This window comes from Streptomyces sp. DSM 40868 (assembly GCF_011820545.1).
Lineage (GTDB): Bacteria > Actinomycetota > Actinomycetes > Streptomycetales > Streptomycetaceae > Streptomyces > Streptomyces eurythermus.
This window is the reverse complement of the sequence record NZ_CP050504.1, coordinates 1,264,652-1,289,074: the sequence shown is the minus strand read 5'-3', so window position 1 is coordinate 1,289,074 and position 24,423 is coordinate 1,264,652. Positions and strand designations below refer to the sequence as shown.

General features: G+C 74.2%; 19 protein-coding genes and 3 pseudogenes. 19 read left to right on the top strand and 3 right to left on the bottom strand.

Translation table 11 applies throughout. From position 1 onward, the window contains the following. Nucleotides 1-95 precede the first annotated feature (95 nt). The 5 genes from HB370_RS05625 (at nucleotide 96) to HB370_RS05605 (ending at nucleotide 4,727) form a co-directional block, all read left to right on the top strand. Nucleotides 96-1,037 (top strand): glycosyltransferase, encoded by a 942-nt coding sequence (locus HB370_RS05625; RefSeq protein ID WP_051815721.1) that lies wholly within the window; start codon nucleotides 96-98, stop codon nucleotides 1,035-1,037. Continuing rightward, the gene (locus HB370_RS05620) at nucleotides 1,034-1,945 is read left to right on the top strand and encodes a glycosyltransferase (protein ID WP_030783997.1); all 912 of its coding nucleotides are present in this window, start codon (nucleotides 1,034-1,036) and stop codon (nucleotides 1,943-1,945) included. The genes HB370_RS05625 and HB370_RS05620 overlap by 4 nt, the downstream gene beginning before the upstream one ends. 133 nt (nucleotides 1,946-2,078) lie before the next feature. Next, nucleotides 2,079-2,552, top strand: a complete 474-nt coding sequence (locus HB370_RS05615) for an STAS domain-containing protein (protein ID WP_051815719.1) — start codon at nucleotides 2,079-2,081, stop codon at nucleotides 2,550-2,552. A gap of 642 nt (nucleotides 2,553-3,194) precedes the next feature. Further along, nucleotides 3,195-4,445 carry an ANTAR domain-containing protein gene (locus tag HB370_RS05610; RefSeq protein ID WP_051815717.1) on the top strand — a complete coding sequence of 417 codons (1,251 nt, stop codon included), beginning with the start codon at nucleotides 3,195-3,197 and terminating at the stop codon, nucleotides 4,443-4,445. 87 nt (nucleotides 4,446-4,532) lie between these two features. Next, a complete protein-coding gene (locus tag HB370_RS05605; RefSeq protein ID WP_030783989.1) occupies nucleotides 4,533-4,727 on the top strand; it encodes a hypothetical protein in 195 nt (64 codons plus the stop codon). A gap of 147 nt (nucleotides 4,728-4,874) precedes the next feature. On the opposite strand, the gene HB370_RS05600 is transcribed toward HB370_RS05605, so the two are convergent. Then, complete coding sequence (locus tag HB370_RS05600; protein ID WP_030783983.1) at nucleotides 4,875-5,240, bottom strand: DUF6479 family protein; 366 nt, start codon at nucleotides 5,238-5,240, stop codon at nucleotides 4,875-4,877. Between the two features lie 161 nt (nucleotides 5,241-5,401). On the opposite strand from HB370_RS05600, the gene HB370_RS05595 reads away from it, so the two are divergent. The 7 genes and pseudogenes from HB370_RS05595 (at nucleotide 5,402) to HB370_RS05565 (ending at nucleotide 12,869) form a co-directional block, all read left to right on the top strand. Next, nucleotides 5,402-5,773, top strand: coding sequence for a ferredoxin (locus tag HB370_RS05595; RefSeq protein WP_030783980.1), 372 nt, complete (start codon nucleotides 5,402-5,404; stop codon nucleotides 5,771-5,773). A gap of 121 nt (nucleotides 5,774-5,894) precedes the next feature. Next, a pseudogene (locus tag HB370_RS42640) lies at nucleotides 5,895-6,915 on the top strand (acyl-CoA dehydrogenase family protein). 71 nt (nucleotides 6,916-6,986) lie between these two features. Continuing rightward, a complete protein-coding gene (locus HB370_RS05585) occupies nucleotides 6,987-7,388 on the top strand; it encodes a hypothetical protein (RefSeq protein ID WP_030783977.1) in 402 nt (133 codons plus the stop codon). Beyond that, a complete protein-coding gene (locus HB370_RS05580) occupies nucleotides 7,375-9,324 on the top strand; it encodes a caspase family protein (protein WP_030783975.1) in 1,950 nt (649 codons plus the stop codon). Before HB370_RS05585 ends, HB370_RS05580 begins: the two co-directional genes overlap by 14 nt. An 86-nt stretch (nucleotides 9,325-9,410) precedes the next feature. Beyond that, entirely contained in the window at nucleotides 9,411-10,088 is a 678-nt protein-coding gene (locus HB370_RS05575; RefSeq protein ID WP_030783972.1) for a hypothetical protein, read from the top strand. Between the two features lie 92 nt (nucleotides 10,089-10,180). After that, nucleotides 10,181-11,047, top strand: coding sequence for an oxygenase MpaB family protein (locus tag HB370_RS05570; RefSeq protein ID WP_030783968.1), 867 nt, complete (start codon nucleotides 10,181-10,183; stop codon nucleotides 11,045-11,047). A gap of 214 nt (nucleotides 11,048-11,261) precedes the next feature. Further along, nucleotides 11,262-12,869, top strand: coding sequence for an NAD(P)/FAD-dependent oxidoreductase (locus HB370_RS05565; protein ID WP_051815715.1), 1,608 nt, complete (start codon nucleotides 11,262-11,264; stop codon nucleotides 12,867-12,869). On the opposite strand, the gene HB370_RS05560 is transcribed toward HB370_RS05565, so the two are convergent. Continuing rightward, the gene (locus HB370_RS05560) at nucleotides 12,835-14,625 is read right to left on the bottom strand and encodes a serine hydrolase (RefSeq protein WP_030783962.1); all 1,791 of its coding nucleotides are present in this window, start codon (nucleotides 14,623-14,625) and stop codon (nucleotides 12,835-12,837) included. The genes HB370_RS05565 and HB370_RS05560 overlap by 35 nt on opposite strands. Nucleotides 14,626-14,792: 167 nt before the next feature. Between HB370_RS05560 and HB370_RS05555 the strand changes: the two are divergent. Together HB370_RS05555 and HB370_RS05550 are read left to right on the top strand one after the other, a co-directional pair. Next, a pseudogene (locus HB370_RS05555) lies at nucleotides 14,793-15,244 on the top strand (nitronate monooxygenase); the annotation flags it as partial. 224 nt (nucleotides 15,245-15,468) lie between these two features. Then, the gene (locus HB370_RS05550) at nucleotides 15,469-16,980 is read left to right on the top strand and encodes an acyl-CoA synthetase (protein WP_030783949.1); all 1,512 of its coding nucleotides are present in this window, start codon (nucleotides 15,469-15,471) and stop codon (nucleotides 16,978-16,980) included. Nucleotides 16,981-17,500: 520 nt separating this feature from the next. Here the strand turns inward: HB370_RS05550 and paaK are convergent. Further along, nucleotides 17,501-18,805, bottom strand: coding sequence for a phenylacetate--CoA ligase PaaK (gene paaK / locus HB370_RS05545; protein ID WP_030783946.1), 1,305 nt, complete (start codon nucleotides 18,803-18,805; stop codon nucleotides 17,501-17,503). 239 nt (nucleotides 18,806-19,044) lie between these two features. Between paaK and HB370_RS05540 the strand changes: the two are divergent. From HB370_RS05540 to HB370_RS05520, 5 genes and pseudogenes are all read left to right on the top strand, one after another. Further along, nucleotides 19,045-19,951: pseudogene (locus tag HB370_RS05540) on the top strand (hypothetical protein). 154 nt (nucleotides 19,952-20,105) lie between these two features. Further along, nucleotides 20,106-20,348 carry a DUF397 domain-containing protein gene (locus HB370_RS05535; protein ID WP_030783943.1) on the top strand — a complete coding sequence of 81 codons (243 nt, stop codon included), beginning with the start codon at nucleotides 20,106-20,108 and terminating at the stop codon, nucleotides 20,346-20,348. Nucleotides 20,349-20,465: 117 nt separating this feature from the next. Further along, nucleotides 20,466-21,368: a universal stress protein gene (locus HB370_RS05530; RefSeq protein WP_030783939.1), complete on the top strand. Its 903-nt coding sequence runs from the start codon at nucleotides 20,466-20,468 to the stop codon at nucleotides 21,366-21,368. Nucleotides 21,369-21,562: 194 nt separating this feature from the next. Next, on the top strand, nucleotides 21,563-22,831 hold the full coding sequence (locus HB370_RS05525; protein ID WP_030783936.1) for a PHB depolymerase family esterase: 1,269 nt from the start codon (nucleotides 21,563-21,565) through the stop codon (nucleotides 22,829-22,831). Between the two features lie 134 nt (nucleotides 22,832-22,965). Further along, complete coding sequence (locus tag HB370_RS05520) at nucleotides 22,966-24,396, top strand: 3-hydroxybutyrate oligomer hydrolase family protein (protein ID WP_030783933.1); 1,431 nt, start codon at nucleotides 22,966-22,968, stop codon at nucleotides 24,394-24,396. Nucleotides 24,397-24,423 lie beyond the last annotated feature (27 nt).

Below are 24,423 nucleotides of genomic sequence, written 5' to 3'. Positions count from 1 at the left end.
CCTTCGGCCGGTCGGCTTGCCGGGCGGGAGGTGGCACATGTCCGCTGAGCACACCCCCGTTCGCACCCGCCGACCCGCCGGGCGGGAGGTGGCGCATGTCCACTGAGCACGCCCCCGCCCGCACCCGCCGGTCCACCGCCCCGGGCGACCCGCGGATCACGGTCGCCGTCATCACCCGCGACCGCGCCGCCAGCCTGCTGCGCACCCTGGACGCCCTGGCCGCACTGCCGGAACAGCCGCCGGTCGTGGTCGTCGACAACTCCCGCGACGACACCACCCGCCGGGCCGTCGCCGGCCACCCCGCGATCACCCGCCTGCTGCGCCCGGCCGGCAACACCGGCGCCCTCGGCCGCAACCTGGCCGCCCGCCACGCCCGCACCCCCTACGTCGCCTTCAGCGACGACGACTCCTGGTGGGAGCCCGGCAGCCTGGCCCGCGCCGCCGACCTCCTCGACCGGCACCCGCGCCTCGGTCTGCTCGCCGCCCGCACCCTGGTCGGCGACGAGGCCGCCGAGGACCCGCTCAACGCCGTACTCGCCGCCTCCCCCCTGCCGCCCGAGCCGGACCTGCCGGGCCGCCCGGTCCTCGGCTTCCTCGGCTGCGCCTGCGTGGTCCGCAAGGAAGCCTTCCTTGGTGTCGGCGGCTACCACCCGCTGCTCTTCTTCGGCGGCGAGGAGACCCTGCTCGCCTACGACCTGGCCGCCGCCGGCTGGGGCGTCGCCTACGAACCCGCCCTGTGCGCCCGCCACCACCCCGGGGACCACACCCGCGCCGGCCGTTCCGCCCTCGTCCGGCGCAACCATGTCCTCACCACCTGCCTGCGCCGCCCCTGGCCGGTCGCGCTGCGCGCCGGCACCGGCCTGGCGCTGGCCGCCGCGACCGGCCGGCCCGGCGCCCCCCGCGCCCTGAAGGAGGCCGTCGTCCGGCTCCCGGCCGCGCTCGCCCGCCGCCGCCCCCTGCCCCCGCACGTCGAGCGCGCCGCCCGCCTGCTCGACCGGGAGGCGACCGGACACTCCCGGGAAGGCACCGCACCATGACCACCCGGACCGGCCCCGACGACCGTACGACCGTCGTCGTGATCACCCACAACCGCCGCGAGGAACTGCTGCGCACCCTCGGCCTGCTGCGCCGGCTCCCCGAGCGGCCGCCCGTGATCGTCACCGACAACGCCTCCACCGACGGCACCGCCGAAGCGGTCGCCCGGAACTTCCCCGAGATGACCCTGCTGCGCCCCGGCCGCAACCTCGGCGCCATCGGCCGCAACCTGGCCGTCCAGCGGGTGCGCACGCCCTACGTCGCCTTCTGCGACGACGACACCTGGTGGGCGCCGGGCAGCCTGCGCCGGGCCGCCGACCTGCTGGATCCCCGGCCCCGGCTGGCCGCCGTCACCGCCCGGATCCTGGTCGAACCGGGCGGCACCGAGGACCCCGTCGTACCCGAGCTGCGCGACTCCCCGCTGACCGGACCCGACTGGCTGCCCGGACCCGCGCTCGGCTCCTTCCTGGCCGCCGCCACCGTGCTGCGCACCGAGGCATTCCGGGCCGCCGGCGGCTTCCACCCCGGCCTGTGGCTCGGCGGCGAGGAGGAACTGCTCGCCTGCGACCTCCAGCGCCAGGGCTGGTGGCTCGCCTACGCCGGGGAACTCACCGTCCACCACCACGCCTCCCGGCTGCGCGACAGCACCGCCCGCCGTGTCCTCGGCCTGCGCAACACCCTGTGGTTCACCTGGCTGCGCCGCCCCCTGCTGCCGGCGCTGCGCCGCACCGGGCACCTGATCCGGACCGTGCCCCGGGACGCCGCCTCCGCCCGCGCCTTCGCCCACGCCACCGCCGGACTGCCGTGGGTGCTGCGCCAGCGCGACCCCGTACCGCCGGACCTGGAACGCCGGATCGCCACGCTGGAACGCGCCCGCCGGGACTCACCCGCCCGGCGGTACGTCGGCTGACCGGCCGGCGGCACGACACGCCCGGGGGTGTCGTTGCGTCCGGCAGCCGGGTGCGGGCACAGTGAACCCCCGGTCAAGAAGCGGCCGGCCGATCCTTCCTCCTCCCCCCCCCCGCCCAGGAAGCCGTCCGCCCATGGAAATCGGTCAGCCCTCCCCGGCCCGGGTCCGCCCCGGCGGCCCGGGCCCGCTGCTGCTGCGCACCGAGCGCGAGCACCGCACCGGCCTCGGCGCGGTCAGCGTCCTGAAGGCCCGCGGCACGGTCGACGCCGACAACGCCGGACGCCTGTCCGCCGCACTCGCCGCGCACCTCGCCGACGCCGAGCGGGCCGGGGAACACCCCCTCCTCGACCTGACCGAGGCCCACCTGGCCTGCGCCGCCGCGCTGCGCGCCCTGGCCGCGCCGACCGGTGCCCTCGCCCGCGCCGGCCGCGCGCTGCACGTCGTACAGCCCCGCCCGCACGTCCGGGAGACCCTGGCCGAGGCCGGCCTGCCGGGCATCCGCGCCCACGCCGACCTGACCACCGCCCTGCGCGCCCTGGACTCCGGCGAAACGCCGCCCACGGAACCCGGCACGGTGCCGACGGCCCCCCGGCCGACCCACCGATGACCCGTACGGACGCACACGGACCGTGAACCGACCAGCACGGCTCCGGGGTCGGGGCGGGGGATGCCGGGGCCGCCGGCGGACCCGGGGTTGGTGCGCGGGGACGCTGGGGGCCGCAGGGCGGCTCAGCGGCCCGACCGGACGGATATCGGTGCCGCCGGGCGCAGTTCAGGTCCGTGCGGAAGCCCGTCGTGCCGGAGACGGCTCAGCGGTTCGTAGGGGCGGGCCCTGACGCGGGGCACTTCAGTGGTCCGTATGGGCGGATCCGGTGTCGCCGGGCGCACTTCAGGGGTCGTGCGGGCGGAAGCCCGTAGTGCCAGGGGCGGCTCAGCGCCCCGTAGGGGCGGATCCTGTGACGCCGGCGCGGCTCAGCGCCCCGTAGGGGCGGGCCCTGTGGTGTCGGGCGGGGCTCAGCGCCCCCTTCGCGCGGATCCCGTACCGCCGGACGCACCCCGGAGGCCATCGCGCGGAACCAGGCAGCCCGGCCCGGCGGCCGGGCGACCCGCCGGTCGCCGTCCCCGGCCCGCCGTCCCCCGCCCGGCGCGGTGGATGGCGCGTCCGGCTGCCCGGGCCTACCGTGCGAGGTGAGCCGGGGCCGGGAAGAGGCCGGGCGAGACCTCTGTGACGTCCTGTCTGGGTGATGCGATGAAACCTTCCTCCGGCCGGCCGGCCGCACCCGCTCGCCTCGTCATCGAGTCCTCCGTGGTCGAGGGGCTGCCCGCCGAGGGAGCCCTGCTGCTGCGCATGTCCGGCAGCCTGGACGCGCACGGCGCCGAGCTCTGGTCGGAGGAACTGCGCGGTCATCTGCAACAGGCCGACCGCGCCGGACTGCGCCCCGTGCTCGACATGGCCCACGTCCAGCTCGGTGGCGCCGCCGTGCTGCGCGCCCTCAGTGAGACGACCCGGACCCGCGCCGGCCGCCCGGACCTGATCATCGTCCGCGCCCGCCCCGGGGTGCGCGAGGCGGTGCACCTGGCCCGCCTGACCGGAGTACGGCTCTACGCCACCCTGGACGAGGCGCTGCGCGAGCTGGCCCGCGCAACCTCCCGGGTGGAGGAGCTGCCCGCCTGGCGGTCCCAGATCGCCGACCCGGTCCGGCCTTCGTACGAGGACCTGTACCAGGAGGTCCGCGCGCTGCGCGCCCGGGTGCGCACCGCCCCGGTGATCGGCATGGCGCAGGGCGTGCTCATGGCCCGCTACGGCCTGCCGGACTCCGGAGCCGCCTTCCGGGTGCTGCGCGACGCCTCCCAGCGGTTCAACGTGCCGCTGCGCGTCCTGGTGTCGGCCGTGGTGGTGGCCCGCGCCCCGGCCGGTGAGGTGTGGTTCCCCGGCCGCCGCCCCCTGCCCGTGCCGCAGCTGCGGATCCTGGCCCACGGCGGCCGCGACCCCCGCTACCGCCGGCAGATGATCGACGCCGTCCTGCACGAGGCGCTGGCCATCGGCCGGGCGCCCGCCGGATACGTGCAGTTCGTGGACCCGGCGGTGAACGCCCTGACGCTGGAGACCCACCACGGCTGCGCGGAGCCGGTCCTCGACCACTTGGTGCGCGGCCGGGGCGAGGGCACCGCCGACGCGGCGGCCCGTACCCGGGGCCGCCAGGTGAGCGTGCCCGACGTGGCCACGGACCCGTTGCTCGCCGACGACTGCCGGCGCGCCCTGCTGGCCGGCGATGCCCGCGCCCTGCACAGCGTTCCGGTGCTCTCCTCGGCGGGTTCGTGCACGGGCGTGATCAGCCTGCACTGGACCGACGCCGGCCACCGGCCCACCGCCGCGCACGCCGAGGCGCTCGCCCTGCTGGCCGCGGACACCTCGGCCTGGCTGAGCTGGTACCACCGCTCGGTGCTCCTGGACGCCCTGGAACACCTCCACCGGGCCCTGGCACACGCCGCGCGCTGACCCGGTCCGCCCCGGTGTGCGTCACCGGCCCGGGCCTGGGAACCCGGACCGGGCACGTACCCGTACCACCCGGAGGGAGGCCGGCGCATGTCCAATCCGCAGCAGCCCGAACAGCGGCGCAGCGACAAGGGAGGCGCCACCCCGCAGGACAGCGGCGAGCTGAAGGCCCGCCAGCAGACCGATCGCGGCCCGGGCGCCCGCCCGCACGGCTCGGACAAGGGCGGCAAGGGCGGGGGAGAGGGCGGCGGAGTGCCTCCGGCACAGCAGCCGGATCACCCCTGATCGCACGGTCCACGCAGGCCGCCGCACCCGACACGACATGGCCCGCGTCGGCCGCTCGGACGCCCCCGGGATGTTTCCTCGTCCCGGGGGCGTCCGGCGGTCCGGCGCGGGCCGTTCCGACTTCGACGGTGTGCGGCGGTACGCGGCTCAGTGGGCCCCCAGTCCGCCCCCGCCGAACGAGCCGCTGGAGCCCTTGCTCCAGCGCGGGCGTTCCTTCGACGCGCTCGGCCGGCTGTCCATGTTGGAGAGGTCGTACGGGGTGAGCGGGCGTTCGCCCTTGGGGATCCGGGGTATCTCCGCGGACTCCCTGTTCTGCCGGACCTCGCGCACCGGTCCGCCCGGCGGCATCTTGGGCTGTTCCTCGGGGCGCGGGCGCGGGGATTCGCGGTAGCGGACGCGGGAGGTCATCCAGAAGCCGCCGCCGAGCAGTGCCAGCACGGCCACGGCCACGACGAACAGTACGAGGCTCATCAGGCCACTCGGCGCGGCCAGCTGCATCGATGCGATGTTCATAGAACAGGAATACCCCTCCGATAACGGTACAAATCCGGACACTATGGGTCAGTGGTGGTGAGGGTGGGGATGGGGGCGAGGTGGGGGTGCGCGCGAACGATGGCCGGTCGCACACCCCCGGGCAGTGGTTTGCGCCCGCCCGCCCCGGCTACCCGGCCGACGTGACATCGCCGACTTCCCAGCAGCTGTACCGGTTCCTCGAGGACCGTTTCACCTGTGCCCAGGCGTGCACGGAGTGCGCCCGGGCCTGTGCCGTGCGCGCGAGTCTGGTCGACCCGGACGGGAGCGAGGACCAGGAACGCGTGCGCCGGCTGGGCATCATGTGCGCCGAGGCGTGCGACGCCACCTGCCGGGTGCTGAGCGAGGAGAACCAGCAGGACGAGGAGGGCATCCGGGCCCGGGTGGACTGGTGCCGCTCGGTCTGCCTGGAGTGCGCCCGGGCCTTCGACGGGCATCCCGGCGCCGAGTCGGCCGCGGCCAGCTGCCGGGCCTGCGCCGACGCCTGCGCGGACTTCCTGGAACTGCTCGGCTGAGCACCGTAACCCTCGACCGCGGGCCCGCGGGCGAAATCCCCGGGCCCCGCCATTCGCAGTTTCTGGAACACGTTCTACGGTGTGCTCCGTCAGGACCGCCCTTGGGGAGCCTGGAGGCGCCGTGCACCTCGACCACACGCCCGAGCGGCAGCGGCTGCGCACCGAACCGCGGGCCTGCTTCGCCGAGCTGGTCCCGGACAACGCCTAGGCCCGGTACACCGACCCGGCCGAGCAGAAGCGGTTCTACCGCGCCACCATCCGCCGGCTCGGCGCGGCGCGGACGGGCTGGCTCGGCGTCGGCTGGCCCGAGGAGTACGGCGGGCGCGGGATGACGGCGATGGAGCAGTTCGTCTTCTTCGACGAGGCCGCGCAGGCCGGCGTGCCGCTGCCGCTGATGGCGCTGAACACGGTCGGACCCACGATCATGCGGTACGGCACCGACGAGCAGAAGGCATACTTCCCGCCCCGCGTCCCCTCCGGCGAGATCGACTTCGCGATCGGCTACAGCGAACCCGGCGCCGGTACGGACCTGGCGTCGCTGAGGACCAGGGCCGTACGCGAGGGCGACGAGTACGTCGTCAACGGGCAGAAGATCTGGACGCGAACGGCGACACCGCGGACTGGGCGTGGCCGGCCGTGCGCACCGACCCCGGGGCGCCGCCGCACAAGGGCATCACCATGCTGCTGGTGCCGACGTCCGACCCCGGCTACTCCTGCACCCTGATCCGCACCCGCGCGGAGAACGAGGGCCGGCGGCTGATCACCAACCAGCTCAACCACGAACGCGTCACCCTCGCCGCGCACGGCACCATGGCGATCCGCGCGCTGCACGACGTACGGCGCTGGACGCGGAAGACCAGGCTCGCCGACGGCCGCCGGGTCGCCGACCTGCCGCGGTCAAGGTCTACGGCTCCGAGGCCCGCCGGGACGCCTATGCCTTGCTCATGGAGATCCTCGCCGCGGCCGGCCCCCTGAAGGAGGGCTCGGCCGGCGCCGTCCTCCACGGCGAACTGGAACGCGGCTACCGCTCCGCGGTCATCTTCACCTTCGACGGCGGCACCAACGAGATCCAACGCGAGATCATCTCCCGGCAGGCACCTTGTCCGGAAACGCCGTTGACGGCCGGGCGCCGTGGCGAGTGATGTGAACGGGGACGGGTGGGCACATCGCCATGCGCCCTCACCCACGCATCACCATTTCGGGGGAGCGCTCTATGGAAATCCGGCTGCGCGTGGAGTCGGCTGTGCGCGACGAGGCGGAAGAGCTGACGTCGGCCCTTCACGACTGGCTGAGGGAGGACCGTGACGTGGGCCGGCACGCCCGCATCGGCCGACTGACCGACCCCGGTCCGGCTCCGGGCGGTGCGATGAGCGCGGACTGGTTCGGCTGGGTGCAGCTCATCGTGGGGTCGGGCTTCTCGACCGCCGGCCTGGTCTACGCGCACAAAGCCTTCCGCGCGTCACTGCCTCGTCATCAGCAGTCCGTCTCGGTGGTCATCGAGCGCGACGGCACACGGATCGTCCTGCGGGACGCCTCGCCCGAAGCGGCCGCGCGTATCGCTCGGATCCTGAGCGGCTCCGGCGACGACGAGGAAGCGTCCGGTGGCTCTTCCTGACCCCGGCGCCAGCCGCGCGGTTCTCATCGGCGTCGACAAGTACCGGCACCTGCCCTCGCTGCGCCCGGTCGGCCGGGGCCGCGACCGACTGGCCGAACTGCTGAGGGACCCGACCGTGTGGGGGCTGGAACAGCGCCATGTCGCGGTGCTGGGAGCGCAGGCATCTCGCGACGACATCCTCACCGCCGTCAAACGGGCGGCACGGGAGACGACGGACACGTTCCTGCTCTATTTCGCGGGGCACGGTCTGCGCGGCAGGGGCGGGAGCGCCCGGCAACTGCACCTGGCGCTGACCAACGCGGACGACGAGCACCCGCAGATCGGCAGCATCGCCTACGACGACATCCGGGACATCCTCACCGCCGGGCACCGAGCGCGACGCAAGATCGTCCTGCTCGACTGCTGCTACAGCGGACTGGCGGGCGGTATGGGGCAACGGGCAGCCCCCCGCGAGGAGCTGCATCAGGCGGCGATCGAGGGGAGCTATCTCCTCACGTCCGCCTCCAGCACCCAGCTGGCCTTCGCCCACGACGACCGGCCCTACCCGGAGTTCACCGGCGCGCTGATCGCGGTGCTGGAACGGGGCATACGCTCGGCGGGCCCCGAACTCACCCTGGACCAGACCTGGCGAGCCGCCCGTGCCATGTGCCTGCGGCGCGGAGCCCCGGAGCCCCAGCAGTTCGGGCAGAACGCCGCGGGCCGGCTGCCCTGGGTGCGAAACCGGGCGTACGGGGCGCCGGCGGAAGCGGATCCGCGGGCCCGGAGGCCGAAGGCGGCGGTCGCGCGCCGGCGAAAAGCCGAACGGACCCTGAGGGTGCTCGGCATGCCCCTGGTGATGCTGGCACTCGCCACTCCGGTCATCCCGGAGAACCCGCCCGTCCAGGGCACGGACGACAGGGCCTCCGGGGGCCGCTCGGCGGAGCCCCGGGTACGGCCGTCCTCGGCGGTCGTGCCCGGCACGCCCCGCGCTCCGGGCGCGTCCCTCACGCCGTCCGGCAGTACGACACCCAAGCAGCGCGGCCCGGACCCGACAGCCCGGACGAACCCAGAGGAAAAGGGTGTTCGCGTCTGGCTTGCGCGCTCGTACGTCGGGGAGGACGCGTTCCTCTCGGCTGTCGCCTACGCACCCGACGGTCGTCTTGTCGCCGGCGGAAGCGAGGACGGGAGCATCTACCTGTGGAATGCCGCCACCGCGGAGAGGGTGCGGATCCTCTCCGGGCACAGCGACAGGATCACGAGCCTGGCCTTCGACCCGGGCAGTTCCACTCTGGCCAGTGCCAGCGACGACAAGACGGTACGCCTGTGGGACCTGTCCAGCGGCGAGTCCCGCCACACGCTGAGCCACCCCGGCCAGGTCTACTCCGTGGCCTTCAGCCCGGACGGGGGAACGCTCGTGAGCGGTGGCCAGGGCGACGCCGTCCGACTGTGGAGCGTCAGCGACGGCAGCGCGCGCGAGACGTTCCACGACCAGAAGGAGGACGTGCTCGCCGTGGCCTTCAGCCCTGACGGGGAGATGGTCCTCAGCGGCAGCTACGACAGATCGGCCGCGGAGTACGACGTGGGCGGCAGATGGACCTGGCGCGACGAGAAGCTGTCGTCCGACGCCATCACGGCGGTGGCGTACAGCCCCAAGGACTACGTCAGGGCCGCCGGAGGATACGACAAGGTGATCCGGACCTGGACCGGCCCCGAGTCCGGCACGAAGGTGTTCAAGGGACACACCGAATCGATCACCGCGTTGGCCTTCAGCCCCGACGGGGAGGTCCTCGCGAGCGCCGGCCTGGACGCCATCCGGCTGTGGGACGCGCGGAGGGCCACACTCCTCGCACTGGTCCAAGGCCCCGGCAGTTCCATGGACATCGCCTTCAGCCCCGACGGCAAGTACCTCGCCGGCGCCGACGGCAAAGCCGTACAGCTCTGGAGCATCACCCGGTAGCCGACGAGACCGCCGGCTCCGAAAACGGCCGGACCCGGCGAACCGCGCGGTGCCTTGTGCGATCTTCTCTTCGTCGTGGTGATCTGTTGACTCTCGCCCTCGTCAAGGAACCCTACGAACAGTTGGCGGCGGTCACCACGCTGCGTGCGGGGGATCTCCATCTCACCGAGGAGCTTGTCGGCGGCCTGAACAGCTACTTGGCCGACCGGGACGGCGCCGCCCTCCAGACCGTGCTGGACCGTGTTCCGAAGGCGGTGCGCATGGCGGCGCAGCGGTATCTCGAGGAGAGGTGTGCCCCGGAACTCGGAGCCTTCACCGGGTACGGGCCGGTCGACATCGTCCGGGAGGCCGTGTACTTCCAGCGGCTTGACGGCGAGCTTCAGGAATTTCTCGACGGCGCGTACATGATCGGGCTCGGGATCCGTATGTGGAACGAGCGTCGCAGGGACGGCGGCGTCGGCTGGGTGGTCCAACTGCGCAGCGACGAGGTCTCCGTGCCGGCCAGTGCCGAGCCGCGTACCTGGGCGCTACCGGCAGGCACCCGGCTTCTGAACACGTGGACGAGCCAGGAGCCGCTGGGAGACCTCGGGCCCGTTCGCGCGGCGCTCGTCGTGGCGGAAGCGGCCAGCGGCGAGGGGCGCCGGGTCCGGGTCCATACCCTGCTCCACAGCGATCGCGACACCGACTTCGAGGGCAACGGAACCTCGGAATTCGTCGTCGATGTGTTCGACGCGCCCATCCCCGCGGAGGACCTGGGAGAATGAGGCGACAGTCCGCGCTGCGCGGCTCCGGGCAGCGCGGACCGCCGGAAACGTTCCACCGGTGGCGTCGACGGACCGACGAGAGGTGACGTGCGATGGCCGTGGCCACGCCCGCGGGCACGGGCGATCCCGGGCTGTTCACGCCCGGCTCGGTGACCTGGCAGATGCACGGCGACCCCATGATGTGGGTCGCGGGGGTGCGGGCGCTGTACCTCCAGGCGCTGCATCCGCGGGCGGTACGGGGGGTGACGCAGAACTCCGACTTCCGGCGCGACGCCTGGGGACGGCTGCGGCGGACCGCGAACTTCGTGGGGACGACGACGTACGGCACCACCGAGGCCGCCGAGCGGGCCGGGGCCCGGGTGCGCGGGATCCACGCCAGACTGACGGCGACCGACCCGGACACCGGCGAACGGTACGGCCTCGACGAGCCCGCGCTGCTGCTGTGGGTGCACTGCGCGGAGATCGACTCCTATCTGCACGTCCTGCGCCGCTCGGGCTTCCCGCTCACCGACGCCCAGGCCGACCGGTACGTGGCCGAACACCGGGCCGGCGCCCGCCTGGTGGGGCTCGACCCGGAGACCGTACCGGCGAGCCGCGCCCAACTGGCCGCCTACTTCGAGAAGGTACGGCCGGAACTCGCCGCCGGCCCCGAAGCCCGCGAGGTGGACGACTTCCTGCGCCGCCCGCCGGCCCACCCGCTCCTGATCCCGGCGCGGGAGGTGCTGTGGCGGTGGGTGGCACACCTGGCCTACGCGTCCCTGCCCGCGTACGCCCACGAGCTGTACGGCAGGCCCGCCCCCGCGCCCGCCGCCGTCACCCGCAGTCTGCGCGCCACGGGCGCCGTACTGCGCGCGATACCCGCCCGCGTGCGCTGGCAGCTCCCCCCGAAGCACATCCTGCGCGCCGTGGCCCGCCTCGGCCCCGACGCCCGTCCGGCCCCGGAGAAGCTCCGGCCCTGACCGGCCGGTGGCCTCCGGGCCGGGTCGGCCGGTGACCTCCGGGCCGGTCCGGTCCGGGTGCGGTCTCCGGCACACTCCGGCCGTGATCCGCCTCCGACCGCCGACCGGACCGGCTCCTGTCCGGCACCGTAAGCGGGCCGGCCGGGATCCGACCGGCGGCATCCGGGCCGGGCCGGCTCTGGCCCTCGTGGATCAGCGCGTGCTACGAAGGACCATGTCCGCGAACGAGCCGACCCGCGCGTATGACGCCGTGATCGTCGGCGGTGGCCACAACGGCCTGGTCGCCGCCGCCTACCTGGCCCGGGCCGGCCGCTCCGTGCTGGTGCTGGAACGGCTGGACCACACCGGCGGCGCCGCCGTCTCCACCCGCCCGTTCGCCGGTGTCGACGCCCGGCTGTCCCGGTACTCCTACCTGGTCAGCCTGCTGCCACAAAAGATCGTGCGCGATCTCGGGCTGGACTTCCGCGTCCGCCCGCGCACCATCTCCTCGTACACCCCGGTACAGCGGGCGGGCCGGCCCACGGGGCTGCTCGTCGGCGGGGGCGAGCAGCGCACCCGGGAGGCGTTCGCCCGGCTGACCGGCGGCGACCGTGAGTACACCGCCTGGCGCCGGTTCTACGGCATGACGGGCCATGTCGCCCGGCGCGTCTTCCCCACGCTCACCGAACCGCTGCCCGGCCGCGCGGAGTTGCGCCGCCGCGTCGGCGACGAGGCCGCCTGGCGGGCCCTGTTCGAGGAGCCGGTCGGCGTCGCCATCGAGGAGACGTTCACCGACGACCTGGTCCGCGGCATCGTCCTCACCGACGCGCTCATCGGCACCTTCGCCGACGCCCACGACCCCACCCTGGTCCAGAACCGCTGCTTCCTCTACCACGTCATCGGCGGCGGCACCGGCGCCTGGGACGTGCCCGTCGGCGGCATGGGCGCGCTCACCGACGCGCTGGCCGCGGCGGCCCGTTCGGCGGGGGCGCGCATCGCCACCGGGCACGAGGCGGTCCGGATCGACACCGACGGACACACCGCCGAGATCACCTACCGCACGGCCGACGGCGAGGGCACCGCCGCCGCCCGGTACGTCCTGGTGGGCGCCTCCCCGCACCAACTCGCCGCGCTCACCGGCGACCCGGCGCCCGAGCCCGCCGAGGGCGCCCAGCTCAAGGTGAACATGCTGCTGACCCGGCTGCCCCGGCTGCGCGACCCCGACGCCGACCCCCGCGAGGCGTTCGCCGGCACCTTCCACATCGCCGAGGGCTACCGGCAACTGGCCACCGCCCACGGCGAGGCCGCCGCCGGCCGGCTCCCGGCCGCCCCGCCGTCGGAGATCTACTGCCACTCCCTGACCGACCCCACCGTCCTCGGCCCCCGTCTCGCCGAGCGCGGCTGCCACACGCTCACCCTGTTCGGACTGCACGCCCCGGCCCGGCTGTTCGACCGGGACAACGACGCCGCACGCGAGGAACTGCTGGCGGCCACCCTCGCCCAGCTCGACACCCATCTCGCCGAGCCGCTCGCCGACTGCCTGGCCACCAACGCCGACGGCCGCCCCTGCATCGAGGCGAAGACCCCGCTGGACCTGGAACGGGACCTCCGGCTGCCCGGCGGCCACATCTTCCACCGGGCCCTGTCCTGGCCCTACGCCGAGGAGGGGACGGGCCGTTGGGGCGTGGAGACCCGGCACGCGAACGTCCTGCTGTGCGGGGCGGGCGCGGTGCGCGGCGGCGGGGTGAGCGGGGTGCCGGGGCACAACGCGGCGATGGCGGTACTGGAACGGGACCGGCCCGCCCCGCTCAGTCGCCCGAACGCTGCCAGCCCGCCGCCGTGATCCGCGCCGCGTCCGCCGGGCGCGCCCCGTCGAACAGCGCCGCCCCGCCCGCCTCGACGCGCAGCGCGTCCACGTACGCGCCCCGGCCGACGTACCGCGCGTCGGTGCCGTACCGCCAGCGCAGCTCCAGGCCGGGGCCGGCCGGCAGCCGAGCCGTCACCCGGTGCCAGACGCGGCCCGACCAGCCGGAGACCGCGCCCGCCGGGTGCTCCTCGGGGCCGGCGCCGGGCCGGACGGTGGTGAAGGGAACCGGCTGCCAGGTGGCGCCGCCGTCCGCGGTGCACTCCAGCACCAGTTGGTCGGCGCCGGGTTCGGTGTCCCACCACAGGGCGCAGCGCAGCCGGGCCGCGCCCGCGGAGGTATCCAGCGCGGGCAGCGTGAGCGTGGCGGCCGTGGCGTTCGCCATGCCCGAGAACCACGCCGTACGGCCCCGGGCCGGGCGGACCGGCACCGCTCGGGCGAGCCGGTTGCCGGCCGCCACCCGGGGCGCGGAACCGGAGCGCCAGGTGCGCACCGGGTGCACGGAGTTGCCGAGCACGACCAGGAACGAGTCGGTCGTCGGGTCCAGCACGAGCGAGGTTCCGGTGAAACCGGTGTGGCCGGCCGTGCGCGGGGTGGCCATCGCCCCCATGTACCAGTGCTGGTACAGCTCGAAGCCGAGGCCGTGCGCGTCGCCGGGGAAGGCCGTGTTGAAGTCGGTGAACATCAGCTCCACCGACTCCGGCCGCAGGATCCGGCTCCGGCCGTAGCGGCCGCCGTTGAGCAGGGTCCGGCCGAGGACCGCCAGGTCCCAGGCGCGGGAGAACACCCCGGCGTGGCCCGCGACACCGCCCAGGCTGTAGGCGTTCTCGTCGTGCACCTCCCCCCACACCAGCCCGCGGTCCAGCCCGGACCAGGGCTTGCGGGCGTCCTCGGTGGCCGCGATCCGCGGCTTCCAGGAGGCGGGCGGGCGGTAGCGGGTGCCGGCCAGGCCGAGCGGACCGGTGATCTCCTCGTGCAGCAGCGCGTCCAGCGGGCGGCCGGTGACCGTCTCCAGGACCAGCCCCAGCGTGATCATGTTCAGGTCCGAGTACAGGTACGCCGAACCCGGCGGGGCGAGGAGTGCCTCGTCCCAGATGAGCCGGAGCATGTCCTCGCGGGACGGCGCCGCGTACAGCGGCAGCCACGCCCGCAAACCGGAGGTGTGCGTGAGCAGATGACGGATCGTCACCCACTGCTTGCCCGTGCGGCCGAAGTCCGGCAGATACGCGGCGACCGTGCCCTCCAGCTCCAGCTGGCCCCGCTCGATCTGCTGCACGGCGAGGAGCGAGGTGAACAGCTTGGAGACCGAGGCCAGGTCGAACACGGTGTCCCGGGTCATCGGCAGTTGCCGGTCGGGCGGCAACTCCACACCGGTGTCGGTCTTCTCGTCGTACGCGGAGTAGCGCACCGCCATGCCGATCGGCTCGTGCAGGGCCACCGTGCCACCGCGCCCGGCGAGCAGGACGGCGCCCGCGTACCACGGATGCCGGGGGGAGGGGGCGAGGAACGCCTCCGCGTCCGCGACGAGTTGCCGCAGCTGCGCGGGGATCAGTCCGGCGCGCTCGGGGGAGCCGTGCCGCAGGGTGGTGCGGCGGCCGGACGCGGCGGGCGCGGCGGCGGCCGGGCCCGCCGGGAACGTGCCGAGGGCCAGGGCGCCGCCCGCGGCCAGGGAGCCCACGACGAGCCGCCGGCGGGTCGGCCCGCCCGCTCTTCCGCCTGCCAGGTCGTCCGTCATCGTCCGCGGCCTCCCGCCTGAAAGTATCTTTCCGGACCCGTCCCGCACCGTGAAACTTTCCTGTCGGGCGAGGGGTGTGTCAACGGGGCGCGAGGCCCTCCCAAGAATCTGACGGTGTATCAGAACAGGTCTTCCGTCCTCCGGCGCGGCTGCGCCATCCTGCGCCCATGCAGACGGAGCTGAGCAGGAAACCGGGAATCGAGCACGCCGTCTTCGCCTTCACGCCGTTCCCCGCCGTCGCCGCGGCCATCAGCCGGGCCGGCGGCTCCGGCGTGCTCGGCGCGGTCCGCTACACCGCCCCCGACGACCTCGAACGCGATCTCGACTGGCTCGACGCGCACGCCGACGGCCGCCCCTACGGGCTGGATGTGGTCATGCCCGCCAAGAAGGTCGAGGGGGTCAGGGCGTGCGCGAACCGGCCGAGGGCGAGGCATCCGGGTGGCGCATCACCGGCTGGATGGAGCAGGTCGCCCGCACCCAGCTCGACGTCGCCTTCGACTACCCGATCCGGCTGCCGGCCGGCGCCCTCGGCCCCCCCGCCCGCCGATGTCATCGCGCGCGCCCACGACCGGGACCTCCTGGTCACCGCCCTCGCCGCCATGGTGCCGGACGGCTCGCCCCCTACAAGCGGCCCAGGACCGTCGACTTCACCGCCGAGATGCCCCGCGACCCCAACGGCAAGCTGTACGAACGGCGGCTTCGGGAGCCCTACTGGGAGGGACGCACACGCCCGATGTGACCTTGCTGTGGGCTCGCCACATGTGCGCCGGACCCATGTGCCGGGACGTTCGGTACTCCCGGGTGCTTGACCCGCCCCGGGCGGCATGCCGAGGATCCTGAGGCATGACGCAGGGACAGAGCAGCACGGTCGACGGGATGCTGCGGCGCAGCGCCCGGCGCACCCCGGCGCGCGTCGCCGTCGAGTACGGCGACCGGGCGTGGACGTACGAGGAACTGGACGACGCCGTCTCCCGCGCGGCCTCGCTGCTGCTCGCCCAGGGCCGCACGCCCGGCGACCGGGTCGCCGCCTACGGCCACAACTCCGACGCCTATCTGATCGCCTTCCTCGCCTGCGCCCGCGCGGGCCTGGTCCATGTGCCGGTCAACCACAACCTCACCGGCGACGACCTGGCGTACGTCCTCGGCCAGTCCGGCAGCGCGCTCGTCCTCGCCGACCCCGGTCTCACCGGGCGGCTGCCGGACGGCACGCGGACGCTGCCGCTGCGCGACACCGGCGACTCGCTGCTCGCCCTGCTCCCCGGGGCACCGCCGTACGACGGCCCGGAACCCCGCACCGAGGACCTGGTGCAGCTGCTGTACACCTCCGGCACCACCGCCCTGCCCAAGGGCGCGATGATGACCCACCGGGCCCTGGTGCACGCCTACCTGAGTGCCATCACGGCCCTCGACCTCGGGGCCGGCGACCGGCCCGTGCACGCGCTGCCGCTGTACCACTCGGCGCAGACGCATGTGTTCCTGCTGCCGTACCTGGCGGTCGGCGCGACGAACCTCATCCTGGACGCGCCCGACGGGGACCGGCTGTTCGACCTGGTCGAGACCGGCCGCGTGGACAGCCTGTTCGCCCCGCCGACCGTATGGATCGGCCTCGCGGGCCGCCCGGACTTCGCGACCCGGGACCTGTCCGGGCTGCGCAAGGCCTACTACGGCGCGTCGGTGATGCCCGTCCCGGTGTTGCGGCGCCTGCGCGCACGGCTGCCGCACCTCGCCTTCTACAACTGCTTCGGCCAGAGCGAGATCGGCCCGCTGGCCACCGTCCTCGGCCCCGAAGAGCACGACGCGCGGCCGGACTCCTGCGGACGTCCCGTCCTGTTCGTCGACGCCCGGGTGGTCGACGCGGACGGCAAGGACGTCCCCGCCGGGGTTCCGGGCGAAATCGTCTACCGCTCCCCGCAGTTGTGCGACGGTTACTGGGACCGGCCCGAGGAGACCGCCGAGGCCTTCCGTGGCGGCTGGTTCCACTCCGGGGACCTCGCCGTGCGGGACACCGAGGGCTACCTCACCATCGTGGACCGGGTGAAGGACGTCATCAACTCCGGTGGCGTACTGGTGGCTTCACGCCAGGTCGAGGACGTGCTCTACACCCACGAGGCGGTCGCCGAGGCCGCCGTGATCGGGCTGCCCGACGAACGGTGGATCGAGGCCGTCACCGCGGTCGTCGTCCCGCGTGCCGAGGTGACGGAGGAACAGCTCATCACCCACGTGAAGGAGAGGATCGCCCCCTTCAAGGCGCCCAAACGGGTGCTGTTCGTCCCCGAGCTGCCGCGCAACGCCAGCGGCAAGATCCTCAAACGAGAACTGCGCGACCGCTTCGGCGAATCGCGGGACTCTGGGTGAGGATGAGATGAACAGCGGGCAGCGCGGCTGGGATTGGGCGGTCAGCGGGCTCTACGTTCTTGATCGGGTTGGTCGAGCCATTCGTATATGTCTTTTCCCTCTGGTCCAGGCCGCCATCACGGCACTGGGCTCCTCCGGTTCCCGTCTGCTCGCGGCGCTGAACGCGGTCGGGCAGTACACGGGAGTGGTCGTCGACCGTCCCACTCTCGACGGCCGGCTGGCGACCGCTTGTCCGGACGCCGGCCGGACACGGGCCGCCCCTCCGGGGCGCCCGGCCCCCTCTCCGGCTGCCAGGCTTTCCCTCGGCCGCCCGCTCGGGCTGGACAGGAGAGATCAGGGCGACGGCTGACCGCCTGTTCCCCCGGCGGGTGGGCGTCCGGCCCCGCGCGGTCGCGCACCCGGTCCGCGGCCCGGCGGCCGGGCGGCGCCCGCCGGCCGCACCGGCCGAGGGTGCGGTGACGCCGAGCCGGGTTGCCGTGACGCGCGATCGACTCTGCTCGCCCCCCCGGGTGGAAACCGCCTACCCGTCACCCCTGGGCCGTAGGTCCACGATCCGGCGGATCTTGCCCACCGACCGCTCCAGCGACTCCGGTTCCACGATCTCGGCCCGGACCGACACCCCGATGCCGTCCTTGACCGCCGCGACGATGGACCGGGCCGCCGCCTCCCGCACCTCCGGCGGCGCGTCCGGGCGCGCCTCGGCCCGGACGGTCAGCGCGTCGAGGCGGCCCTCCCTGGTCAGGCGCAGCTGGAAGTGCGGCGCCAGCCCGGGCGTGCGCAGCACGATCTCCTCGATCTGCGTCGGGAAGAGATTCACCCCGCGCAGGATCACCATGTCGTCGCTGCGCCCGGTGATCTTCTCCATCCGCCGGAACACCCGGGCCGTGCCGGGCAGCAGCCGGGTCAGGTCCCGCGTCCGGTACCGGACGACCGGCATGGCCTCCTTGGTCAGCGAGGTGAACACCAGCTCGCCCCGCTCGCCCTCCGGCAGCACCTCGCCCGTGACCGGATCCACGATCTCCGGGTAGAAGTGGTCCTCCCACACATGGAGCCCGTCCTTGGTCTCCACGCACTCCTGGGCGACGCCGGGACCGATCACCTCGGACAGCCCGTAGATGTCGACGGCGTCGATCGCGAACCGCTCCTCGATCTCCCGCCGCATCGGCTCGGTCCACGGCTCGGCCCCGAAGACACCCACCCGCAGCGAGGTGCCGCGCGGGTCCACGCCCTGCCGCTCGAACTCGTCCAGCAGCGTGAGCATGTAGGAGGGGGTCACCATGATGACGGACGGTTCCAGGTCCAGGATCAGCCGCACCTGCCGGGCCGTCATGCCGCCGGACGCGGGGACGACCGTACAGCCCAGGCGCTCGGCACCATAGTGGGCGCCCAGACCACCGGTGAACAGCCCATAGCCGTAGGCCACATGGACGACATCGCCGGGCCGGCCGCCGGCCGCCCGGAGGGACCGCGCCACCAGGTCGGCCCACACGGAGAGGTCGCGATCGGTGTAGCCGACCACCGTGGGCTGTCCCGTGGTGCCGCTGGAGGCGTGCAGCCGGCGGATCCGCTCCCGGGGGACGGCGAACATGCCGTACGGGTAGTTCGCCCGGAGGTCGGCCTTCGTCGTGAAGGGGAAGCGGGCCAGGTCGGCGAGCGTACGGCAGTCCTCCGGGCGGACGCCCGCCTTGTCGAAGGACTCCCGGTAGAACGGCACGTGCTCGTACGCGTGCCGCAGCGAGGCACGCAGCCGCTCCAGCTGGAGTGCCCGCAGCTCCTCGGTCCCGAGCCGTTCGCCCGCGTCGAGCGGATCCGCCGCATCCGTCATCGGAAACGTTCTCCCTGCCCAGCCGTACATTCCGGACGACCGATCATTCGGTCGCCGCCGCTGTGGCAAGTAATTCAGGCCACCGGGCCTCCGGGCAAGGGGTCTGCGGAATTTTCCCGGTGGCGGACGGACACCGGATGGCCCCGGCGGTCCCTTCCCGCCGACCGGGCCCTCGCCCACGCCACCTCCGGCCCCTGCCTCCAGCAGAACCTGGTCGCCGTACTCGAAGGGGATCCACGATGAGCAAGGAGCCCGTGGTCGTCACCGGGGTCGGCCAGACCGGACACGTCGCCGCCCGCCGGGACGTATCGATCGCCGGACTCGTCCGCGAGACCGCCACGCGCGCCCTCCAGGACGCCGAGCTGACCTGGGCCGACATCGACGCCGTCGTCATCGGCAAGGCACCCGACTTCTTCGAGGGCGTGATGATGCCCGAGCTGTACCTCGGCGCCGTCGGCAAACCCATGCTGCGCGTGCACACCGCAGGCTCCGTCGGCGGGTCCACCGCACTCGTCGCCGTGAACCTGATCGCCGCCCGCGTCCACCGCACGGTCCTCACCCTCGCCTTCGAAAAGCAGTCCGAGTCCAACGCCATGTGGGGCCTGTCCCCGCACCTTCCCTTCCAGCAGCCGCTGCTCGCCGGAGCCGGCGGCTTCTTCGCCCCCATGTGCGCGCCTGCATGCGGCGCAGCGGCGCCCCCGACACCATCGGCGCTTTCGTTGCCTACGACTTCGTCCCCCCGCGGGCCGGCCGGGACTGCGCCGCCGACGTCCACCGGCAGGCCAGGATCACCGACCCGCGCCGGGACATCGACGCCGTCGAGATGTACGTGCCGTTCTCCTGGTACGAGCCCATGTGGCTGGAGAACCTCGGCTTCGCCGCGGCGGGCGAGGGCTGGAAACTCACCGAGGCGGGGTGACGGCGCTCGACGGCGACCTGCCCGTCAACATGTCCGGGGGCGTGCTCAGCGCCAACCCCATCGGCGCCTCCGGCATGACCCGCTTCGCCGAGGCCGCCCTCCAGGTGCGCGGCCGGGCCGGCGACCACCAGGTGGACGGGGCCCGCCGGGCGCTCGGACACGCCTACGGCGGCGGCTCGCAGTTCTTCGCCATGTGGCTCGTCGGCTCCGACCCCCCCGACTCCTGACGGCCCCGGCCGGGCATTCCCGGCGACCGCCCGGCGGACGGGCCGCAGGACGACCGGGACCGCACCGCCGCGAAGATCGCCCTCGCGCGCCCTGTGCGCCGTAGCGACCGGTCGCTAGGCTGACCGCGGACGACGAACCGGGAGGAGCACGGACGTGGCCGAGAGCACCACCCAGCACAAGCCGCTCGCGGGCTGGGACAAGCCGGAGCTGGACCTCAGCAAGGCAGAGTGGCAGTCCAGCAGCCGAGGGCTGGGCGATGTCCAGATCGCCTTCGTCGAGGGCTTCATCGCGATGCGCAACAGCGACCGGCCGGAGAGCCCGTCCCTGATCTTCACCCCCGCGGAATGGGGCGCCTTCGTCTCCGGCGCGCGCGAAGGCGAGTTCGATCTCACCTGAACCGGGGGTGTCACCCCCGGATTTCCGGACACGCGACCGGTAGCACCCCCGCCGGGGCCGGACCTGAGCCAGGCTGGCCCCAGCAAAGGGGAAGGTCGTGTTCCGGAGGTGAGAAGGATGAACGCCACGCCGGTCATCGCCGCGGTCGACGGTTCCGCCGACAGCCTGCGCGCGCTGGACTGGGCCCTGGACGCCGCCCGCCGCCGCGCGGCACCGCTGCGTGTGGTGCACGTACGGCAGTACGCGGCCTGGGGTCAGGCGGGCGTACTGGTCGCCGGGCCGCCCGACACCGAGGACGACCCGGTGCTCGACGAGGTGCGCACCCGGCTCGGGGACCACGCCGGGGAACCGGCCGTGGAGTACGTCGCCCTGGAGGGCGTACCCGGCGCCGTCCTGCCCCAACTGGGGGACGAAGCCCAGCTGTTGGTGCTCGGCTCCCGGGGCCGCGGCGGCTTCGCCAGCCTGCTGCTCGGCTCCAACGGCCTCGCCGCCGCCCGGGACGCCCGGTGCCCCGTGGTCGTCGTGCCCCCGCCCGGCCGCGAGGTGCACGGGGAGGGCCCCGCCGAACCCGGGCCCCGGGTGGTCGTCGGACTGCACGCCGACAGCCCCGGCGAGGACGTCCTCGCCTTCGCCTTCGCCGAGGCCGCCCACCGCCGTGCCCGGCTCCAGGTGATCGCCGCCTACCCCTGGCCGGCGCAGACCTGGTCCGCACCCGGCCAGCCGGTGCCGCCGCCGGCCGACCAGGACGCCGTGGCGGCCGAGACCCGTACCCTCGCCGACGGCTTCCTCGCCCCGCACCGCGAGCGCCACCCCGAAGTCCGCGCCACCGCCGAGGCACTGCCCGGCGACGCGGCCGGCCACCTCGTCGCCGCCTCCAAGGACGCCGAACTCGTGGTCGTCGGCCGGCACCGGCGCCGACTGCTCGCCCCGGCCCGCATGATGGGCTCGGTCACCCAGGCCGTGCTGCTGCACGCGGCAAGCCCCGTCGCGGTGGTACCTCCGGCCCCGCACCAGGAATGAGGCCCGGGGAAGCGGCGTAGCAGGCCGTACCGCGCTCCGCAATCCCCCCGGAGCCGACCGGTGCTCCGCCGGTTGTGGGGTGCGACGCCATGGTGCCCGGGCACACCCGCGCCTACGGTTCCGCCACCCCCGCCGCATTCGGCGCCACCCGTGCCGGAGCGGCCGGGGTCCGTGTGTCCGCCGAAGGAGCCGCCATGCCCCTGCTCCCGTTGCGCGCAACCCCCGCAGCGCGCCCCCGCGTCCGGTCGCTGCCCCGCTTCCTGCCCCGCCTGCTCGCCGTCCTCGCCGTCGTCCTCGGCACCGCACTCGCCGCCCCCGCCCCCCAGGCCCACGCCGCCGTCACTCTCAGCAGAGTGAGCGACTTCGGGTCCAACCCGGGCGCCCTCACCATGTACGTGTACCGGCCCGCCACCCTGCCGGCCCACCCCGCGGTGGTGGTCGCCCTGCACGGCTGCACCCAGAACGCCCAGCTCTACGCCGACAACTCCGGGCTGCCCCGGCTCGCCGACGAGAACGGCTTCCTGCTGGTGTTCGCCGAGACCGGCACCGCCAACAACGTGAGCAAGTGCTTCAACTGGTTCCAGTCCGGCGACAACCGGCGCGGCCAGGGCGAGGCCCTGTCCGTCCGGCAGATGGCCGGCCACGCCGTCACCGCCTACGGCGCCGACCCGGGCCGCGTCCACGTCACCGGCCTGTCCGCCGGCGGCGCCATGACCGCCGTCATGCTCGCCACCTACCCCGACGTCTTCTCCGCGGGCGCGGTCGTCGCCGGCCTGCCCTACGACTGCACCAAGGACAGCAGCCCCTACCTCTGCATGAACCCCGGCGTCGACCGGAGCCCCGCCGAGTGGGCCCGGCGGGTGCGGGACGCCTACCCGTCGTACACCGGGCCCTGGCCGCGCGCGGCCATTTGGTACGGCGACCAGGACACCACCGTCGTACCGCGCAACGCCACCGAACTGCGCGACCAGTGGACCGCCCTGCACGGCCTGTCCCAGACGCCCACCCGGACCACGGTCATCGGGCCGGACGCCACCCGGCAGGACCAGTACCTGGCCGCCGACGGCACCGTGGCCGTCGAGGTCGACCGGGTCCCCGGCATCGGCCACGGCACCCCGGTCGACCCCGGTACCGGCGCCGAGCAGTGCGGCGGCACCGGCGCCCCGTACTTCCTCGACTCGATCTGCTCCAGCCGCTGGATCGCCCGGTTCTTCGGCCTGGACACCACCGGCCCCGGTGACCCCGGCCCCGGTGACCCGGACCCGGGCGACCCCGGCTCCGCCGCCTGCTGGACGGCGAGCAACTACGCCCACGTCCAGGCGGGACGGGCCACCACCAGCGGCGGCTACACCTACGCCGTCGGCTCCGGCCAGAACATGGGCCTGTACAACACGTTCGTCACCCACACCCTGAAGGAATCACCTACGGGCCACTTCACCCTCGCCGACAGCGGATGCCCCTGACGCCGACGGCCACACAGCGCCGCCATGGTGGCCGACACCGCCGAACGGGCCGCCATCATGGCGGCCCCGCACATGTCCCGAACCCCCACACCGCCTCTAGCCTCCAGCGCGTCCCCGACCCGCCGGAGGAGCGTATGTTTCCGCACCGAAGAGAACACCGCACCCGACGCACCCCGCTCGGCGCCCTGTCGCTCGCCACCGTCTGCGCGCTCCTGGCCCTCCCGGTCACCCCGGCCGCCGCCACGACAGCCGGCCCCGGAAACCCGGACACCCACTGCGCCGGACGCGCCCTGCCACGCGTACCCGGCGCCGCCCGGCAGCGGGCCGACTGCCTCGACGAGCTGACCACCGCCGGAACCGTCGCATCCGGCCACACCGACCCGGCCGACTACGCGGGCCTCACCCCCAAGGACCTGCCCACCCCCACGGGCGTCCCCGGCATCCAGATCGACGGCTACTTCCCGGACACCTCCACCACCAACACCAACCACGGATGGCACCACGACTCCCAGTTCGTGATCCGGCTGCCCGACCACTGGAACGGCGGCCTGGTCGTCGCGGGCACCCCCGGCAACCGTGAGCAGTACGCGGGCGACCGGGCCATCGCCGACTGGGTCCTCGCCCGCGGCTACGCCTACGCCGCCACCGACAAGGGCAACACCGGCACGGCCTTCTTCCGCGACGGCCGCCGGTCCGGCGACGCCATCGCCGAATGGAACACCCGCCTCACCCAGCTCACCCGCGCCGCCCGCACCGTCGTCACCCTGCGCTACCACCGGCCCCCGGCCCGCACCCTCGCCACCGGCCTGTCCAACGGCGGCTACCTGGTGCGCTGGCAGCTGGAGCACCACCCCGAGCTGTACGACGGCGGGGTCGACTGGGAGGGCACCCTGTGGCGCGCCGACGGCCCCAACCCGCTCACCTTCCTGCCGGCCGCCCTGCGCCACTACCCCGACCACGCCACCGGCGGCCCCCGGGCCGCCGAGGCCACGGCGGCCATGCACCGGGCCGGCTACCCGGCCGGCTCCGAGTTCCTGTGGCCGTACCACCACCAGGTCTACTGGGACCTCACCCAGCGCCTCTACCGCGAGGAACTAGACCCCGGCTACGACGGCGACACCGAGGCGGGCACCCCGTACTGCGCCCCCGGCACCCCCGGCTGCGACGCCGACTACGCCTATCCGGCCCGCCCCGCCGCCGTCCACCGGGCGGTCGCCCGCATCGCCCTGACCGGCCGCATCGGCAAACCCCTGATCACCCTCCAGGGCACCCTCGACGTGCTGCTCCCCATCAGCCAGGACTCCGACGTCTACGCCCGCATGGTCCACGCGGCCGGCCGCGGCTCCCTGCTGCGCTACTACCGCATCGAGGACGGCACCCACACCGACGCCCTGGCCGACACCTTCCCTGACCGGCTGCGCCCGATGGTCCCCTGCCACCGTGCCGCGTTCACCGCCCTGGAACGCTGGATCGCCGGAGCGGGCCGCCCCCCGGCGGACCACACGGTCGCCCGCCCGCCCGGCGCGACCCCCGCCACCCTGCTCACCAGGTGCCCGCTGGGCTAGCCCGCCACCGGGCGCCCACAGGTCACC